At 62.9% G+C, this 17072-nt stretch carries 13 protein-coding genes and 1 pseudogene; 11 read left to right on the top strand and 3 right to left on the bottom strand.

Annotated elements, in window-relative coordinates; genetic code table 11:
* Nucleotides 1-141 precede the first annotated feature (141 nt).
* Nucleotides 142-1182, bottom strand: a pseudogene (locus tag PG899_RS06620) (porin).
* Nucleotides 1183-1563: 381 nt separating this feature from the next.
* Between PG899_RS06620 and dinG the strand changes: the two are divergent.
* The 3 genes from dinG to PG899_RS06605 all read left to right on the top strand — a co-directional run bounded on the left by dinG (nt 1564) and on the right by PG899_RS06605 (nt 5450).
* Nucleotides 1564-3636, top strand: a complete 2073-nt coding sequence (gene dinG / locus PG899_RS06615) for an ATP-dependent DNA helicase DinG (protein WP_190284044.1) — start codon at nt 1564-1566, stop codon at nt 3634-3636.
* A 173-nt stretch (nt 3637-3809) separates the two neighbouring features.
* Nucleotides 3810-4469: a YccT family protein gene (locus PG899_RS06610; RefSeq protein ID WP_043121838.1), complete on the top strand. Its 660-nt coding sequence runs from the start codon at nt 3810-3812 to the stop codon at nt 4467-4469.
* Between the two features lie 84 nt (nt 4470-4553).
* Nucleotides 4554-5450 carry a histone deacetylase family protein gene (locus PG899_RS06605; RefSeq protein WP_190284043.1) on the top strand — a complete coding sequence of 299 codons (897 nt, stop codon included), beginning with the start codon at nt 4554-4556 and terminating at the stop codon, nt 5448-5450.
* A gap of 178 nt (nt 5451-5628) precedes the next feature.
* Here PG899_RS06605 and PG899_RS06600 read toward each other — a convergent pair whose 3' ends face one another.
* Both PG899_RS06600 and ylqF read right to left on the bottom strand, forming a co-directional pair.
* The gene (locus tag PG899_RS06600) at nt 5629-6777 is read right to left on the bottom strand and encodes an MFS transporter (RefSeq protein WP_077095396.1); all 1149 of its coding nucleotides are present in this window, start codon (nt 6775-6777) and stop codon (nt 5629-5631) included.
* A 372-nt stretch (nt 6778-7149) separates the two neighbouring features.
* Nucleotides 7150-8100, bottom strand: coding sequence for a ribosome biogenesis GTPase YlqF (gene ylqF / locus PG899_RS06595; RefSeq protein ID WP_016351290.1), 951 nt, complete (start codon nt 8098-8100; stop codon nt 7150-7152).
* A gap of 332 nt (nt 8101-8432) precedes the next feature.
* On the opposite strand from ylqF, the gene PG899_RS06590 reads away from it, so the two are divergent.
* The 8 genes from PG899_RS06590 (at nt 8433) to uhpC (ending at nt 17068) form a co-directional block, all read left to right on the top strand.
* Nucleotides 8433-9824, top strand: coding sequence for an alkaline phosphatase (locus PG899_RS06590; RefSeq protein ID WP_077095395.1), 1392 nt, complete (start codon nt 8433-8435; stop codon nt 9822-9824).
* Between the two features lie 11 nt (nt 9825-9835).
* Nucleotides 9836-11242 carry an alkaline phosphatase gene (locus PG899_RS06585; protein ID WP_405689665.1) on the top strand — a complete coding sequence of 469 codons (1407 nt, stop codon included), beginning with the start codon at nt 9836-9838 and terminating at the stop codon, nt 11240-11242.
* A gap of 50 nt (nt 11243-11292) precedes the next feature.
* The gene (locus tag PG899_RS06580; RefSeq protein WP_077095393.1) at nt 11293-11976 is read left to right on the top strand and encodes a hypothetical protein; all 684 of its coding nucleotides are present in this window, start codon (nt 11293-11295) and stop codon (nt 11974-11976) included.
* A 41-nt stretch (nt 11977-12017) separates the two neighbouring features.
* Entirely contained in the window at nt 12018-12788 is a 771-nt protein-coding gene (locus PG899_RS06575) for a substrate-binding periplasmic protein (RefSeq protein WP_370539137.1), read from the top strand.
* Nucleotides 12789-13019: 231 nt separating this feature from the next.
* Nucleotides 13020-13415 (top strand): nucleoside diphosphate kinase regulator, encoded by a 396-nt coding sequence (gene rnk, locus PG899_RS06570; protein ID WP_011706600.1) that lies wholly within the window; start codon nt 13020-13022, stop codon nt 13413-13415.
* Between the two features lie 189 nt (nt 13416-13604).
* The gene (gene uhpA, locus PG899_RS06565) at nt 13605-14195 is read left to right on the top strand and encodes a transcriptional regulator UhpA (protein WP_011706601.1); all 591 of its coding nucleotides are present in this window, start codon (nt 13605-13607) and stop codon (nt 14193-14195) included.
* Nucleotides 14192-15712: a signal transduction histidine-protein kinase/phosphatase UhpB gene (uhpB, locus tag PG899_RS06560; RefSeq protein WP_011706602.1), complete on the top strand. Its 1521-nt coding sequence runs from the start codon at nt 14192-14194 to the stop codon at nt 15710-15712. Before uhpA ends, uhpB begins: the two co-directional genes overlap by 4 nt.
* A gap of 27 nt (nt 15713-15739) precedes the next feature.
* Nucleotides 15740-17068 carry an MFS transporter family glucose-6-phosphate receptor UhpC gene (gene uhpC, locus PG899_RS06555; RefSeq protein WP_077095391.1) on the top strand — a complete coding sequence of 443 codons (1329 nt, stop codon included), beginning with the start codon at nt 15740-15742 and terminating at the stop codon, nt 17066-17068.
* The last annotated feature ends 4 nt before the right edge of the window (nt 17069-17072 follow it).

Raw genomic sequence — 17072 nt, 5'->3', positions numbered from 1 at the left:
AACGTGAACTGGCGCAAGCCAAACAGGACAAGGAGAGGATGATCAACAGAGGAGAAGAGAGATAATCAGGTGGGAAGCAGATAAAACAAAACGGCCAAGCAAGCTTGGCCGTTTATCAACTAAATCAGCGCAGGGGCTGGATTAGAAGTTGTATTGCAGGGCAACGGTCCACTCGTCGTCCAGCTTGTCGATACCCTGGATCTTATACTCGGTGTAGGCTTTCAGCTTGGAAGTGAAAGCATACTGTACGCCCAGCAGGGTTTCGTCAACGATGTCTTTATACTCAGTACCGGAATTGGAATTTGCTTTACCTTCAGCAAAGTTGTAACCGGCCAGGAAGGTCCAGGCATCAACGTTGTAGGAGGCAGCCAGCTCGTAGCCACGGCCCTTATCCTTGTCACCACCGGTGGTGGTGTCATAGCTCAGGTCACCCTGAGTATAAACACCTGCAAAGTAGAAGCCGTTGATGGCGTAGTGTGCACCCAGTGCCCACTCTTTCTTGTCGCCGGTAGTGTTGGTCTTGCTATTTTCCAAGTCAGAATAAGCATAACCTGCGTTCAGACCCAGACCGAAGTCGAAGTCGTAACCGGCTGCAGCGGCATAACCGTAGTTACGCTTAACATCCTTGCCGTAAACAGCATCTTCTTTAATGCCTTGACCGACGTCAGTCACTTTAACAGCAACATCATCGTTGGTTTGATAGGACAGTTTGCCCTTGAAACCACCGTAAGTGTTGGAGTAGATGATCTGACCTTCTTGACGGCCGTCATAGAAGTTACCTACGTCACCCCACTCGTTGAAGATATCGGTCGGTTCCAGTACGTCGTAGAACGCGGTATCGGTCTGACCGAAGATGATCTAGCCGTACTGGGAGCCATCGAAGCCTGCATAAATGTGACGAGGATCGATATCGCTGGTCTTGTTGCCAGAGTTTTCAGCAGCGACTTGCCACTCGGTCTTGGCGATACCGGACCAGGTGTTGTTCAGAGCAACTTTACCGGACCAACCCAGACGGGTGGAACCTTGCAACTCGCTATCGATGTCGTTGTGCTCACCGTAGTAGTTGGCTTGTACACGGCCGTATACGTCAAAAGTGGTACCGTCTTTGTCATAGATCACTGCAGCGTTAGCGGCAGATGCGAACAGAGCCGGGATAGCAATAGCCAGAATTGTCTTTTTCATAGTTTCCAATGCCTACTGTAATTAAACACTAAGTCGTTGTTATTCCCTGTGTTAGCGATGTACTTTGCATCACTATGGCGCCGAGACTAGCACCGGGTTTTCCAATCCGCAATGAAAAAACTTGGAACTTTTTACGAAAAGCATAGTCATAGCGGAAAAATTGTGACCTGAATCCCACATTGTTTGCACGTCATGGGAAAACGTTTACAGTGATAACCGCTGGTATTATTCGGTCAGATTGGTGATTTATCACACAATAGCGGTGCCGCGCCCTATATAAAGAAGAGGAGGTCGGATCTGTGCGTTGCCACATGCCTCGACCCGGGTTGCCAGTTGCAGGTATCCTGTTCCCCTTCACCCTGTGCAACGGTCATTTTTTTCATGCTGTCTACCCGTCTCAAAACCACCATTCGCAATACCTATCGACAAATTGCCGATGGCTTACCCGGTTTTGTGCCGCGCAAGGAGCAGAATTTTCTGGTGGCCGAGATAGCCAAGACACTGACCGGGGAGTATGACAAACAGCGTCGCATCCTGGTGGCCGAAGCCGGCACCGGCATCGGCAAGTCCCTCTCCTATGCCCAGGGGGCCATCCCGGTGGCACGGCTCACCCAGAAGAAGCTGGTGATCTCCACCGCCACCGTGGCGCTGCAGGAACAGCTGATCCACAAGGACCTCCCCTTCTACCACCGCCACAGCGAGCTGCCGTTTCGCTTCATGCTGGTCAAGGGGCGCCAGCGTTACTGCTGCGAGCACCTGCTGGAACAGGCCGCAAGCGGCAGCGAGATGGCCAACTTCGAGTTCGACTTCGGCAGCCTCAGCAAACACAAGCCGTCAGACGCCGACAAAAGCTGCTATCAGGCGCTGTGGCAGGCCTACACGGACGGCAAATGGGATGGCGATCGGGACAACTGGCCCAAACCCATCACCGATCTCTGCTGGGATCGCATCGCCGCCGACCGCCACACCTGCAACAAGGCGCTCAGTCATCATCAACACTGCCCCTTCCACCGCGCCCGCAACGACATGGATGCGGCCGATGTGCTGGTAGTCAACCACGCCCTGCTGCTCTCCGACCTCACCATGGGTGGCGGCATCATATTGCCGCCGCCGGACGAGTGTATCTATGTGCTGGATGAGGCCCACCACCTGCCCACCATCGCCCGCGATCACGGCGCCGCCTCGGCCAGCGTCAAGGGTTCGCGCCGCTGGCTGGAGAAGCTGGCGCAGGGTGCCGGCAAGCTGGCCAGAACCCTCAACAAGGAGAGCCTGCTCGATCCCCAGCTCAAGCTGCAGGATGCGCTGGCCTCCCTGCAGCCGGATCTGAAGGCGCTGGAGCAGTGGCTCGCCGCCAACGACCGGCTGTTCAATGAGGAAAAACACTGTCGCTTCGCCGATGGCGTCTTGCCAGACCCGCTGCCGATGCTAGCGGAGAACCTCAAGGAGGCGAGCAAGAAGGCACTGCGGGCGCTGGACAGAATGCAGGGCGCCATTGGCGAGGCGTTGAAGGATGGCGAGATCCGCCGCAAGGAGGCCGAACCCCTGCTGGCGGAGAGCGGCTTCTATCTGCAGCGACTGGAGGGGTTTTGCGCCCTGTGGGAGATGTTGGGGCGGCACGTGGCACAAGGCAAGACGCCGCTGGCCCGCTGGATGGTCAAGAGCGATGACGGCGACATCTGGCTGCATGCCTCCCCCATCGAGGTCGGCTATCTGCTGGAAGAGTGGCTCTGGTCCAGGTGTCTTGGCGCCGTGCTGGTGTCGGCGACCCTGACCGCCCTTTCCTCGTTCAGCTATTTTCGCCATCAGGTGGGGCTCAAAGAGCACGACGGCACCCGCTATCTGCGGCTGCGCTCCCCCTTCGATTACCAGAAGGCCGAGCTCTATCTGCCCAAAATGGAGCACGAGCCCAGCGCCCCCGCCTTCACCCAGGAGCTCATCAGCGCCTTGCCCCGCCTGCTGGCAGGCAAGGAGGCGAGCCTGGTACTGTTCTCCTCCTACCGGCAGATGAACGAGGTGGCAGTGGGGCTGCGGGCCAAGGGGCTCTCCCTGCTGGTGCAGGGCGAAGCCTCCCGCAATGCCCTGCTCACCCTGCACAAGCAAAAGTGCGATGGCGGCCAGGCCAGCATCCTGTTCGGCACCGGCAGCTTTTCGGAAGGGCTGGATCTGCCCGGCCACTACCTCACCAACCTGGTGATCACCAAGCTGCCGTTTGCGGTGCCCAACTCGCCGGTGGAAGAGGCCACCGCTGAGTGGGTCGAGAAACGGGGCGGCAACCCCTTCCTGCAGCTGACGGTGCCGGAGGCCTCTCGCAAGCTCATTCAGGCCTGTGGCCGTCTCATCCGCAAGGAGGCGGACAGGGGCCGGGTCACCATCCTCGACCGACGTCTATTGACCAAGCGTTATGGCAAGGGGTTGCTCGACGCGCTGCCCCCCTTCAGCCGTCGGATTGAGTAAGACAGGGGCCCATTGGCTAGGTCAGCACCCTTGCCATGGCTCGCGTTCGCTTTAAACATCGGGGCCGAGAGGCAACCCAGGCGCCATAAACGCCTATTGCTGCCCTTGGGCAAACCTGTAAAAATGAGCCCCTGTTTTTCAGTGGGCACTCGCCGACTGTTCAAGGAGATGAAATGAAACTGACTGTTCTGGTGCCGGCCCTGGCTGGTCTGTTGTGGGCAGGTAGTGCCCTGGCCGATGCCCAATTGGAAGTGACCAACCCCTACGTCGTACAGCTGATCGATGGCCAATCCATCAATCCCAAGCTGCTCGACAAGACGAGTACCTATCCTATCAAAGCGGGCAAGCACCAACTGGTTGTCGCTTTTGAAGGCAACTACTCCAGCCGCAGCGAGACCAAGCTGGTCACTGCCGAGCCGCTGGTGATCAACTTCACCGCCGCCGACAACCAGAAGCTGGTGCTGGACTACAAGAAGCCGCGCAACGAAGCTGAAGCCAAGCTGTTCGTCAAAGAGCAGAAAGTCGCGCTGAAAGACAAGAGCAGCAACCAGGTCGTCGCCAGCGAGCAGTTCGTGCTGCCGAAAGTCGAAGGCTTCCAGCTGACTCGTGACTATCAGCAAGAGCTGCTGAACATGGGCAAGGCCTTCAACCAGCCGGCCACTGTCGCCGTCTCCACCGCCGCCGTCATGGCCGCCAACAGCGCCCCGGTGCAAGTAGCCCCGAGCAAGGCTCAGAGCAACCCGGAAGCCCTGACCCAGCTGCAAAACTGGTACAACAAGGCCGATGCGGAGACTCGCAAAGCCTTCCAGATCTGGGTGATCCAGCAGCAGTAATGGCGCGCGAGCACTCGTTTCGTGCGACAAGGGGAGCCTGGCTCCCCTTTTTCATATCTGCCTCTCTGCCAAGGCCCTGCCGTCATGTCACTGCGCATCTTCTATCACCCCCTCTACTCCGCCCTGGCCCTGCCCGCGCGCCATCGCTTCCCGCTGGCCAAGTACCAGGCGCTGTTCGAACGGCTCGGCAGCCTCGGCTATCCGCTGGCAGAAGCCTCCCCCGCCACCCCTGAGCAGATAAAACGGGTGCACGATGCCGCCTATGTGGAGGCAGCCCTCGCCGGCACCCTTGATGCAGGCGCCATTCGCCAGCTCGGTTTCCCCTGGTCGCCCCTGTTGATTGAGCGCACCCTGCGCTCGGTGGGAGCCACCCTGGCCGCCAGCCGCCACGCCTTGGAGCAGGGTTGCGGCCTGCAGATCTCCGGCGGCTATCACCACGCCCATCGGGATGTTGGCAGCGGCTTTTGCCTCTTCAACGATCTGGTGATCGCCGCCCAGATGTGCCTGGACGAAGGGCGCTGCGAGCAGGTATTGATCGTCGATCTCGATGTACACCAAGGGGACGGCAGCGCAGCACTGTGCCAGGGGCGGCGCGACATCATCACCCTCTCCCTGCACGGGGAGCACAACTTCCCCCGCCACAAGCCCGCCTCCCACATGGATTTTCCCCTGCCAAGCGGCATGACGGACGATGCCTATCTCACCACGCTGGCAGAGGCGCTCAACCTGGCGCTGCGACTCTACACCCCCGACCTCATCCTCTATCAGGCCGGGGTCGATGTGCATAAGGACGACGAGCTTGGCTATCTCGCCTTGAGCGATGAAGGGGTCCGCCAGCGCGATGCCATGGTCTTTGACTGCGCACTGCGGCACGGGCTGCCCATCGCCGCCGTGCCGGGCGGCGGCTACCGGCGTGACTGGCAGCAACTGATCCCGCTGCATATGTCCTTGTTTGAAGAGGCGAAAAAGCGCTACGGCTAGCCGTTCATCTCTTCGTCAATCTCTCCTCTCCATGAAGCTCTAACTGGCAACCGTTGCAAACAACAAGGCGGCCCTGGGGCCGCCTCTTCTTTATACCGGGTACCCTATTGATACCGGGCACCCTAGCACCGTCTTGCCCCCTTGTCGGGAAGCGAGATTGGGGTCCTGCTGCCCCCGTTCAGGCGTGGGCCACCGGCGTCGGGTGTTCACCCAGCTTGCGCAGCAACATCAGCAGATAAACGCACGACACGCCGGCGATCACGATGAACAGCTGATTGTCCGAGTAGTGCTGCATCAACAGCGCGGTACAGGCCGGCCCCAGCAGGCTGCCGATGGTGTAGCTCAGCAGCAGCGCCTGATTCATCGCCACCAGCTGATGATGCTCGACCTTCTCGCAGGCCCACGCCATGGCCACCGGGTAGAGGGTGAAACCGGCGGCGCCCAGCACAAACAGCGCCGGGCCCATCGCCACGCCGCCGAGCATGGCCCCGCACCCCAGGATCACCACCAGCACCTGTACCCGCAGCACCGGCAAGCGGCCGAGCCGATCCGCCAGACGGCCCACCGGCCACTGCCCCAGGATACCCGCGCTCACCATCACCGCCATCCAGTAGCCAATGCCGGCATCGCTCACCCCCCGGTGGTTCAGATAAAGCGGCATCAGGCCGTACAGCGACCCCAACACCATGCCGGAGATGATGCAACCATCGACCCCGAGCCGCGCCTGCCGCAGCCGCAGCATAGGCCAGACCCGGGTACTCCCTTGCTGCTCATTGTGCTCACTGACGATGCGGGTGAACAACAGCGGCAGGATAGCCGCCAATATCAGCCCGGTCGCCCAGGGCAGCACCTCCATCAGGCCGGTCGGCAGCTTGCTGACCAGCAGTTGCCCAAGCACGGTCCCCAGGTAGTAGACCATCATGTAGGCGGCCAGCAGCCGCCCCCGATTGCGCGCGTTGCCGCTGCACATCAGCGCGCTCTCCACCACCACCCAGATCATGGCGCAGCCGATCCCGGCGAGGAACCGCCAGCCGAGCCAGCTCCAGAAACCAAGGGTGATACCGAGCCCGACACAACCTGCGGCAAAGAGGGCGGAGGCCAGGTAGTAGCTGCGGTTGAACCCGTAGCGCTTGATCAGCGCCCCCGCCAGCAGGGTGCCCAGCAGGTTGCCGCTGAAATAGGAGGAGCTGACCATGCCCACCTGCCAGGTCGGCAGATTGTCATGGGCCAGCCAGAGCGGCACCAGGGTGTTCAACACCGCGATGGCCAGCGTGAGCAACAGCAGGCCGCAGAGCAACAACAGCACTGGCCGGGTGTAGGTGGTCATGGGTAATACCGTGCGGAGAGTCAAAATGCGAGCGCATCATGCCACCGCCAATGCCATTGTCAATCGGCGTTAATTGGCGCAGGGGATGTTTTTTTCGCGCTGGCAACAAATCCTCATTTGGCACAGAGCTGCACTTGCTCGGCAGCCGGCTTATCCCCTTGATTAACGGGTAGTTTGGCAGTGTTGGTGAGGACATGGCCGGTCGATCATCCCCATCGACCTTGCGCGGCGCTATGAAAAGGGCCGCGGAGCACGCACACCAAAGTACGCCACCTCAGTGGCCAAGCCGCTTCGTCATTGATGCTCAATCTGCCCAAAAACGAAGAGGCGACCCCAGGGTCGCCTCTTCGTGAGTACCAGACACAATGCCGGTTAGCGCTGACGCTTCTTGGCGTACTTGCGACGTGCCCGCGCCTGACGCTCCTCTTCCCGCTCGGCCTTCTCCTTGGCCTTCTGTTCGGCCTCCGCCTCGGCTTCCACAATCTCGACGCTCACCATCGCCGGGGTCTCCAGCGAGATGCGGCCCAACAAGCCTGAGCGGAACTCGTTGACCAAGATCTCGGACGCCTTGTGCAGATCGGCCAGGCCGCCCTTGCGCATGAAGCCGCGCTGGCGGGCGATGAGCTCCAGCAGCTCGATCTCTGTTTCCGGCAGCTCGCTCAGCTGGTAGCGCGCCTGGATCCGCTCCGGGTAGGCCTTGATGAAGTAATCGGCGGCAAACATGGCGATGTCGGCGTAGTCGAACACCGTGTCCTTGATGGCGGCGGTGATCGCCAAGCGGTAGCCGCAGGAGGGCGGGTTGAGCTTGGGCCACAAGAACCCCGGGGTATCGGTCAGGATGACGTTGTTGTCGAGCTTGATCCGCTGCTGGGATTTGGTCACCCCCGCCTCGTTGCCGGTGCGGGCGATGATGCGCCCGGCCAGGGTATTGATCAGGGTGGATTTGCCCACGTTGGGAATGCCCATGATCATGGCGCGCACGCCGCGCAGCTCCAGGTTGCGCTCCGGCAGCATCTCGTGGCAAAGGGTCAGCAGCTGCTTGATCTTCTCCGGCTCCTGCTGGGTCAGAGGCAACGCCTTGATCCCCTTCTCCTGCTCCATGTGGGCCACCCACAGCTCGGTGATCTCGGGGTCGGCGAGATCCGCCTTGTTGAGCACCTTGATCACCGGAGTATCGCCGCGCAGCTCGGGCACCAGCGGGTTTTCGCTGGAGAAGGGGATGCGGGCGTCGAGCATCTCGATGATGACATCGACCTGGGGCATGACCTCGGCAATCTCTTTGCGGGCCTTGTGCATGTGGCCGGGGAACCAGTTGATGGACATATCCGTTACTCTCATCTAGGGACTGCGGGCGCTGGCTTGCGGTGGTGCGAGCGGCGAGCGGTGGCGGACGCAGGGCGTCGCAAGGGGGCGCATTTTACCTGCACACGCCCTGATTTGACAGGCCATTCTAGCCGCCGGCCCGCAATCCAGCCAGATTATCTCCCACCCGGCCCCCTCGCCCACCGGCATCCCGTGCTCCGGCTGCATTAATATAAGCTATTGATACAACATAACATTCACGCAACACCTTCATCGGATTGTCATCCCGTTTCACTAAAAGTGTCATCTGCGACCTCTAGGCTGCGCTCAGGTTTTACAAGGAGCGAACCCCAATGAGAAAGATGGCAGGACTTGCATTGATGATCGGCGCCGCCCTGGCTGCCGGCTGCAACTCCAACAACGACAGCAGTGCGCCCGCCCCCGGCGCCAAGAACGTGATCTTCTTCCTCGGCGACGGCATGGGTCTCAATACCCTGACCGCCGCCCGCATCTACGGCGTCGGTGAAGAGGGCAGCCTCACCATCGATACCCTGCCGGAGACGGCCTTCATCAAGACCTTCTCCCACGACGCCCAGGTGACCGACTCGGCCCCCTCCATGTCCGCCTACATGACCGGGGTCAAGAGCAACAACGGCGTCATCAGCATGGACAGCGACGCCACCCAGGAGAGCAACTGCAGCAAGAGCAGCGGCAAGCCGGTCACCACCTTGCTGGAGCTGGCCAAGGCCGCCGGCCGCGGCACCGGCGTGGTCACCACCACCCGAGTGACTCACGCCACCCCGGCCGCTACCTATGCCCACCTCTGCAACCGGGATCTGGAAGCCGACATCGCCGCCCAGCTGGTGCCCGGTGGTGCCGGTTACAACAGCGCCCTCAAAGAGGGGGTGGACGTGGTGCTCGGCGGCGGCAGCAGCTTCTTCTTACCCAAGGCCGACAAGGGCAAGCGCGAGGATGGCCGCAACCTCATCGATGAGATGAAGGCCAAGGGCTACCAGTTTGCCGGCAATCTGGACGAGTTGAACAAGGCCGAGGCGGGCAAGCCGCTGCTGGGGCTGTTTGGCTCAAGCCACATGAAATATGACCTGGACCGGTCCGCCAGCGAGCCTTCCCTGGCCCAGATGACCCTGGCCGCCATCAAGCAGCTCAAAGACCAGAAGCAGGGCTACTTCCTTATGGTGGAAGGGGGTCGCATCGACCACGCCCTGCACGACACCAACGCCAAGCGTGCCCTGCAGGACACCCTCGCCTTCGACAACGCCATCAAGGCGACCCTCGACGAGGTGAAGAAAACCGATCCCGAGCTGAAAAACACCCTGATCGTGGTCACCGCCGACCATGACCACACGCTAGTCCTGAATGGTTATGCCAAGCGCACCGGCAAGACCACCGCCGACAACCCCGGCGTGCTCGGGCTGGTGAAGAATTACGAAACCGGTGAGCCGAGCAAGGATGCCGATGGCATGCCCTACACCATCATCGGCTTTGGCAACGGCTACAACCGGGTGGACGGGCCGCGCAGCAGCGTGGCGCCGCTGGACGACGCCACCGTCTCCGCCAACGACTATCACCAGGAGGTGGTGGTCAAGGTGGGCGAAATAGGCAACGAGACCCACGGCGGCACCGACGTCTTCCTCGGCGCCATCGGCCAGGGAGCGGATAGCTTCCACGGCTCACTCGACAACACCGCCGTGTTCGGCAAGGTCAAGGCTGCGGCCGGGCTGTAAGGAGCATTCCCATGAAAAGAACCATCAACCAATCCATGAAGCAGAACCTGCATAAAACCCTGGTCAGCACCGCCCTGCTGGCCGCCCTCGGCGGCGCGGCCCAGGCACAGGCCGCCGACGCCAAAAACGTCATCCTGTTCATCGGCGATGGCATGGGCCCCAGCGTGCTCACCGCCACCCGCCTCTACAAGGTGGGAGAAGAGGGCAATCTGGAGATGATGAAGCTGGCCCGCAGCGCCCGCATCAAGACCTTCTCCAACGATGCCCAGACCACCGACTCGGCCCCCTCCATGGCGGCCTACACCACCGGGGTCAAGATGAACAACGAGGTGATCGCCATGAGCAGCGACACCAGGGCCGTCGCGCCCGGCAAGGACGCCAACGGCAACAAGGGGGTCAACAACTGCACCAGCGACAACGGCAAGCCGGTGCCCACCCTTCTCGAGCTGGCCAAGGCGGCTGGCAAGTCGGTGGGGGCCATCACCACCACCGAGCTGACCCATGCCACCCCGGCCGCCACCTACTCCCACATCTGCCATCGGGATGCCGCCTACGCCATCGCCGAGCAGGCGGTACCGGGCGGCGCCGGCTTCAACCAGGCGCTGGGGGACGGGCTCGACGTGCTGATGGGGGGCGGCGCCAACCACTGGACGCCCTACAACAGCACCAGCAACAAGGGTGGCCGCGCCGACGGGCGGGATCTCACCGCCGAGCTGACGGCCCAGGGCTATCGCTACGTCACCACTAAAGATGAGCTCTCTGGCATCAACTCGGGCAAGGTGCTTGGGCTGTTCAGCGCCAAGTCCCACCTCGACTACGAGCTGGACCGCGTCGCCAAGGGGGCGGCCAGTACCCAGCCGTCACTCTCCGAGATGACCGCCAAGGCGATCGATCTGCTCAGCCAGAATAGCCAGGGTTACTTCCTGATGGTGGAAGGGGGCCGGATCGATCACGCCCTGCACGGCACCAATGCCAAGCGCTCGCTCACCGATGCGGTGGCGCTGGACGACGCGGTCAAGACGGCGCTCGGCAAGGTGGATTTGAAAGATACCCTGATCGTGGTCACCGCCGACCATGACCACACCATGACCATCAACGGCTACTCCGCCAAGGGCAACAAGGTGCTGGACCTGGTGAAAAATGGCGACGGCTCGACCCAGAACGACGTGGATGGCAAACCCTTCACCACCCTGGTGTTCGGCAACGGCCCCAACCGCGCCGACGTGCGCCCCACCCTCACCAGCGATCAGGTGATGGCGGACGACTACCTGCAAGAGACCGGGGTCAAGCTGGGCTCCGAAACCCACGGCGGCGGCGATGTGATGCTCTTTGCCGACGGCGCCGGCAGCAGCCGCTTCAAGGGGACGCTGGATAACACCAAGGTGTTCGGCAAGCTCAAGGAGGCGCTCGGTCTGTAAACGGCAGGGCCCGGCAGGGTGCCGGGCCCTGCTCGTTCGAGCGATCCCCCATGATGCGACTGTTACTTCCATTGTGGCTGCTCGCCAGCAGCCTCGCTTTTCCCCTCCTGGCCGATGAAGTCCCCGATCTGGCCGCCCGCATCCGTTATCAGGACAGGGTCACCAGCAGCGACGGCATCAGCAAGGAGAACCAGTGGCAGGAGAAGTGGCTGCGGGTTGGCGATCAGGTGTGGAGCCAGCGGCTCATCCCGCTGCCCCTTGCCCGCGCCTATCACGCCACCCACGATGCCACCCCGGGTCACAAGCACTTTACCCACCAGATGGCGGCGCGCTGGGTGACCCGCGATCAGCAGGGGATGCTGCAACTGCGCTACGCCGACAGCTGGCACAACCAGCTGGTGGAGGTGCCGGAGGAGGAGTACGGCCAGGTGGCCTTCAAGCCCGACTGGCCGCGGATCCGCCACCTCATCAACCCGGCTCTGTTGCAGGAGATGACCCCCCTCGACGAGGCGGCCCCCGAACAGGCACGCTGGTATGAAAAACGCGAGGGCAACCAGCGCACCCGCATCCTCTGGTCGAGCCGCTGGCAGCTGCCGCTGGTGGTGGAGTCGGCAAGCCTCGACGGTTATCGCAGCTACCGGATGGAGGTGACCCTCAAGCCCCTGCCAAAGAGCCTGCCCTGGCAGCAGCTGGAGGGCTACCAGACCCTGGATCTGCGGGATTTCTTCGACTGACGGGACGCCCCGAATGGGGTGAGCTGATTTGTGCTGACGGGATGTTACACTCTGTGTACTCATCCCGGATCCGGCCTGCCATGCGTACTTCCCTGCTCTTGCTGCTTTGCGCCCTGCTCTTCCCCGCCATCCAGGCCCAGGCCGTGGTGGTCATCGCCGCCGAGATCCCCCCCTATGTCATTCGCTCCTATCAGGGCGCCCCGAGCGGCATGGCCATCGAGGTGCTGGAGGAGGCGGCCCGCCGCCTCAAGGAGCCACTCACCATCGAGCTGATGCCGCTGGCCCGTGCCCTCAGCCAGACCCGCCACCGCCAGGACGTGCTGCTGGTGCCACCGGTGCGCAGCCCCCAGCGCGAGCCGCAGTTCCTGTGGATTGCGCCGTTGCTGGACGAGGCCTTCGTGCTGGTCAGCCATCGCCAGTACCACCCGGCCCCCATCACCAGCAAAGAGCTGCCCGGCCTCACCGTCGGCGTGATGCGCGGCTCTTATGGCCAGAGCCTGCTGCAGCCCTATCCACAAGTGAAACAGGCGCTGGTGGCCGAGGAGATCCACAATGCCAGCAAGCTGGCGCTGGGCCGCATCCAGGGCTGGGCGGTGGCCTGGAACAGCGCCCGCTACAACCAGCAGCAGGCCGGCCTGCCGCTGGCGGATCTGGTGCGTGGCGACACCCTGCAGCGGGCTTCGCTCTATCTGGCCGCCAGCCCTCGTTTCCCGGCCACCGAGGCGACCCGCTGGCGTAAGATCATCGCCACCATGCACGACGATGGCAGCCTGGCGCGCATCATCAAGCAGTACGATTACCAGGCCCCCTGACAAGCTTGTCAGGATAATTGCCAAAGCAGTCCAGAATGGTTATGGTATCCCCATGAAAGCGCTCATTATTTTATCAAGCCAGCTCACACCCCGTTGAGCCCCCGCCCTCGCCTCCGACAGCGAGTCGTTCGGGGGCATCGCATTCCCGATCTGTTTTTTCGTATCGCACACTCTTTTTCGACCAGCTTGCCCGTCATCCTGGTCCTTTAACCCATTGATAAGGAATATCTTATGAAACAGCCTCATCTCGTGATCTCCAGCCTGGATCTCGACCGCATCGAGCAACTGCTCGGCAACCATCCCCAGCACCTGGCCCTGCAGGAGGAGCTGGATCGCGCCGAGATGCGCGAGCCGGCCGACATGCCGCCGGACGTGGTCACCATGAACAGCACGGTGCGCTTCAAGATGCCGAGCAGCGGCAACGAGTTCTGCCTGACCCTGGTCTACCCCAAGGACGTACAGGGTGACGAGTCGAAGATCTCCGTGCTGGCCCCGGTCGGCAGCGCCCTGCTCGGCCTGAAGGTAGGCGACAGCATCGCCTGGCCCGGCCCGGCCGGTCGCACCATCGAGGTGGAGATCCTGGAAGTGGTCTATCAGCCGGAGCGTGCCGGCGAGCTGCACCGCTAACCCTCCCGGGTACGTGCCAAGCCGCTGTCGCAGGCCTGCGCACGTGCCCGCCCCTGATCCCGATCAAGCTTTGCCACAGAAGCGCCGCCGATCCCGCTCACATGCCCTGCTTTCTCTTGAGCCCGGACGAGGGGGCAGGTATCTTGTTGGCCGCGCCAGCCCCCTGGCCGCAGATTTCAGGCTGACATCATGATAAAGATTGCCCTCATCGACGATCACCAGATCGTCCGCTCCGGCTTTGCCCAACTGCTCAATCTCGAACCCGACCTGCGGGTGGTGGCCGAATTCGGATCCGCCGCCGAGGCGCTGGCGGGATTGCCCGGCAGCGGCGTGCAACTGTGCGTGTGTGACATCTCCATGCCGGACCAGTCCGGGCTGGATCTGCTCAAGCGCCTCCCTTCCGGCCTCGCCGTGGTGATGCTGTCGGTGCACGACAGCCCGGCGTTGATCGAACAGGCGCTGCAGGCCGGCGCCAAGGGGTTCCTCTCCAAGCGCTGCAGCCCGGACGAGCTGATCGCCGCGGTGCGCACCGCCGCCCATGGCGGCTGCTACCTCACCCCGGACATCGCCCACAAGCTGGCCTGCAACAGCCAGGATCCGCTCACCAACCGGGAGCGGGAAGTAGCGCAGCTGCTGGCGCGGGGCCTCGAGGTGAAGGCCATCGCCGAGCAGCTTGGTCTCTCCCCCAAGACGGTGCACGTGCACCGCGCCAACCTGATGGATAAACTCAAGGTCAGCAACAACGTGGAGCTGGCCCACCGCATGCTGGACAGCTGGTGATCCCCCGTCTTGCCAGCTATGTCGCCATCTCGCTGGCGGCCTGCTTCATCTTTGCCGCCGGCTGGTTCTGCCTGTGGAGCATCGGCCTGCACCTGGCGGGATCGCCCATGCTGGCGGCCCTGCTGTTCCCCTTCGGCCTGCGTCTGGGGCTGCTGCTGCAAAGCCCGATCTCCTACTGGCCGCCGCTGCTGCTGTGCGAATCCCTGCTGCTCTACTGGCTCAACCAGGAGGTGGGGCTGCCGCTGTGGCCGCTCATTCAGGCCGGCAGCCTGCTCACCCTGCTGCCGCTGCTCATCGCCCGCCGCCAACCGGTGCGCAACGACTGGCAACAGCTGCTGGTACTGCTGGCCACCGTCACGGTGGCGGCGGGGCTGCAATCCCTGCTCTGGCATCTGGCCGGCGAGGATGGCCTCACCGCGCTGCTGCTCACCCTCACCGGCGGGCTGACGCTGACCTCCACCTGCATGCTGATCTGGCACTACCTCACCCGCGCCACCTGGGTGCCGCTCGGGCCGACTCTGGTGGATCAACCGGTGGACTGGCGTTTTCGCCATCTGGTCTGGTATCTGCTGCTGTTCGTGCTGAGCCTCTGGCTGCAGCTTGGCCTGCCGGACTCGCTGGTGCGCTTCACCCCGTTTTGCCTGGCCATCCCCATCATGGCCATGGCCTGGCGCTACGGCTGGCAGGGGGCCCTGCTCGCCACCCTGATGAACACGGTAGCGCTGATGGCCGGCCAGGCCTGGCACGATCATCCGCTCGATTTGCTGCTCTCCCTGCTGGCCCAGAGCCTCACCGGCCTGCTGCTCGGCGCCGGTATCCAGCGCCAGCGCGAGCTCAACCAGGCGCTGACCCGCCAGCTCGCCCACAATCGCCAGCTCACCGAGCGGCTGCTGGAAACCGAAGAGAGCATCCGCAAGGAGGTGGCGCGCGAGCTGCACGACGACATCGGCCAGACCATCACCGCCATCCGCACCCAGGCCGGCATCGTGCGCCGCCTCGCCCCCGACAATGCCGGGGTCGGCCAGAGCAGCGCCCTCATCGAGACGCTGTCGCTGGGCATCTACGATGCGGTGCGCGGCCTGCTCGGCCGGCTGCGCCCCCGCCAGCTCGACGACATGAGCCTGGAGCAGGCGGTACGCGGCCTGCTGCGGGAGCTGGAGCTGGAGCGCCGCGGCATCGTCACCCGGCTCGAGTGGCAGCTGGCGGACGCCGGCCTCTCCGATGCCCAGCGGGTCACCCTGTTTCGGGTCTGTCAGGAGGGGCTCAACAACGTGGTGAAACACGCCAATGCCAGCTCGGTCACCATCCGGGCCCACCGCCAGGGCGAGCGACTGACTCTGCTGCTGGAAGACGACGGCTGCGGCCTGCCGGAACACCGCACGCCCCAGGGCTACGGCCTGCTCGGCATCCGCGAGCGGGTGCAGGCGCTGGGAGGCGCATTGCAGCTCTCCTGCGTGCACGGCACCCAGCTGACCGTGACCCTGCCCGGCCGCAAACGGGAGGAGAGTCATGAGTAACACCCAGCCGCAGGGGAGAACTGCCTGATGCTCAGCTTCATGAGAAGCGCACCGCCCCAGCCCCTCATCCGCGATCAGGCCGAGATCGACGCCTGTTATCGCCACTGGCGGCTGCACATCCTGCTGACCATGTATCTGGGCTACGCGGTGTTCTACTTCACCCGCAAGAGCTTCAACTTCGCCATGCCGGACATGCTGGCCAGCGGCATGCTGAACAAGGCCGACATCGGCATGCTGTGGACCCTGTTCTACATCACCTACGGCTGCTCCAAGTTCTTCTCCGGCATCATCAGCGACCGCGCCAACCCGCGCTACTTCATGGGACTCGGGCTGATGGCGACCGGGGTCATCAACATACTGTTCGGGCTCTCGTCGTCGCTGTGGCTGTTCGCCGCCCTCTGGGTGGCCAACGCCTTCTTCCAGGGCTGGGGCTGGCCTCCCTGCTCCAAGCTGCTCACCAGCTGGTACTCGCGCAGCGAGCGCGGCTTCTGGTGGTCAGCCTGGAACACGGCCCACAACGTGGGCGGCGCGCTCATTCCCCTCATCGTCAGCACCCTGGCCCTGCAGCACGGCTGGCGTTACGGCATGATAGTGCCCGGCCTTATCGCCATCCTTGCGGGGTTGTTCCTCTGCTGGCGGCTGCGCGATACCCCGAGCGCCATGGGACTGCCCACGGTGGGCGAGTGGCGAAACGATGCCATGGAGCTGGCCCAGCAGACCCAGGATGCCGGCCTCTCCCCTCGCCAGATCCTGCGCAAATACGTGCTCGGCAACCCCTATATCTGGCTGCTGGCCTGCTGCTACGTGCTGGTCTACGTGGTGCGCACCGCCATCAACGACTGGGGCAATCTCTACATGACCGAGCAGCGAGGCTTCAATCTGATGAGCGCCAACTCGGCCATCTCCATGTTCGAGGTGGGGGGCTTTATCGGTGCCCTGGTGGCGGGCTGGGGATCGGACAAGCTGTTCAACGGCAACCGCGGGCCGATGAACCTCATCTTCGCGGTGGGAATATTGCTGGCGGTGGGATCGCTCTGGCTGATGCCCTTCTTCAGCTACGTGATGCAGGCGGCCTGTTTCTTCACCATCGGCTTCTTCGTGTTCGGCCCCCAGATGCTGATCGGCATGGCGGCGGCCGAGTGCTCCCACAAGAATTCGGCGGGGGCCGCCACCGGCTTCGTCGGCCTGTTTGCCTACATGGGGGCGGCGCTCTCTGGCTATCCGCTGGCGAGGGTGCTGGAGATCTGGCACTGGCAGGGCTTCTTCGTGGTGATCTCGGTGGCCGCCGGCGTCTCCGCCCTGCTGCTGCTCCCCTTCCTCAAGGCGCAGGCACCGCGCCCCCGCGACGCAGGTTGACCGG

It is taken from the genome of Aeromonas sp. QDB39 (assembly GCF_027707585.1).
GTDB lineage: Bacteria > Pseudomonadota > Gammaproteobacteria > Enterobacterales > Aeromonadaceae > Aeromonas > Aeromonas hydrophila.
The sequence above is the reverse complement of the archived record's forward strand: the minus strand, read 5'-3'. Positions and strand labels throughout refer to the sequence as shown.

Excerpts from the sequence above, each read along its gene's own strand:
- PG899_RS06585 (WP_405689665.1), top strand. The coding sequence starts at position 9,836 with ATGAAAAGAACCATCAACCAATCCATGAAGCAGAACCTGCATAAAACC.
- PG899_RS06605 (WP_190284043.1), top strand. The coding sequence starts at position 4,554 with ATGTCACTGCGCATCTTCTATCACCCCCTCTACTCCGCCCTGGCCCTG.
- PG899_RS06590 (WP_077095395.1), top strand. The coding sequence starts at position 8,433 with ATGAGAAAGATGGCAGGACTTGCATTGATGATCGGCGCCGCCCTGGCT.
- uhpC (WP_077095391.1), top strand. The coding sequence starts at position 15,740 with ATGCTCAGCTTCATGAGAAGCGCACCGCCCCAGCCCCTCATCCGCGAT.
- PG899_RS06580 (WP_077095393.1), top strand. The coding sequence starts at position 11,293 with ATGATGCGACTGTTACTTCCATTGTGGCTGCTCGCCAGCAGCCTCGCT.
- PG899_RS06575 (WP_370539137.1), top strand. The coding sequence starts at position 12,018 with ATGTTACACTCTGTGTACTCATCCCGGATCCGGCCTGCCATGCGTACT.
- rnk (WP_011706600.1), top strand. The coding sequence starts at position 13,020 with ATGAAACAGCCTCATCTCGTGATCTCCAGCCTGGATCTCGACCGCATC.
- PG899_RS06600 (WP_077095396.1), bottom strand. The coding sequence starts at position 6,777 with ATGACCACCTACACCCGGCCAGTGCTGTTGTTGCTCTGCGGCCTGCTG.
- uhpA (WP_011706601.1), top strand. The coding sequence starts at position 13,605 with ATGATAAAGATTGCCCTCATCGACGATCACCAGATCGTCCGCTCCGGC.
- PG899_RS06610 (WP_043121838.1), top strand. The coding sequence starts at position 3,810 with ATGAAACTGACTGTTCTGGTGCCGGCCCTGGCTGGTCTGTTGTGGGCA.
- ylqF (WP_016351290.1), bottom strand. The coding sequence starts at position 8,100 with ATGTCCATCAACTGGTTCCCCGGCCACATGCACAAGGCCCGCAAAGAG.
- dinG (WP_190284044.1), top strand. The coding sequence starts at position 1,564 with ATGCTGTCTACCCGTCTCAAAACCACCATTCGCAATACCTATCGACAA.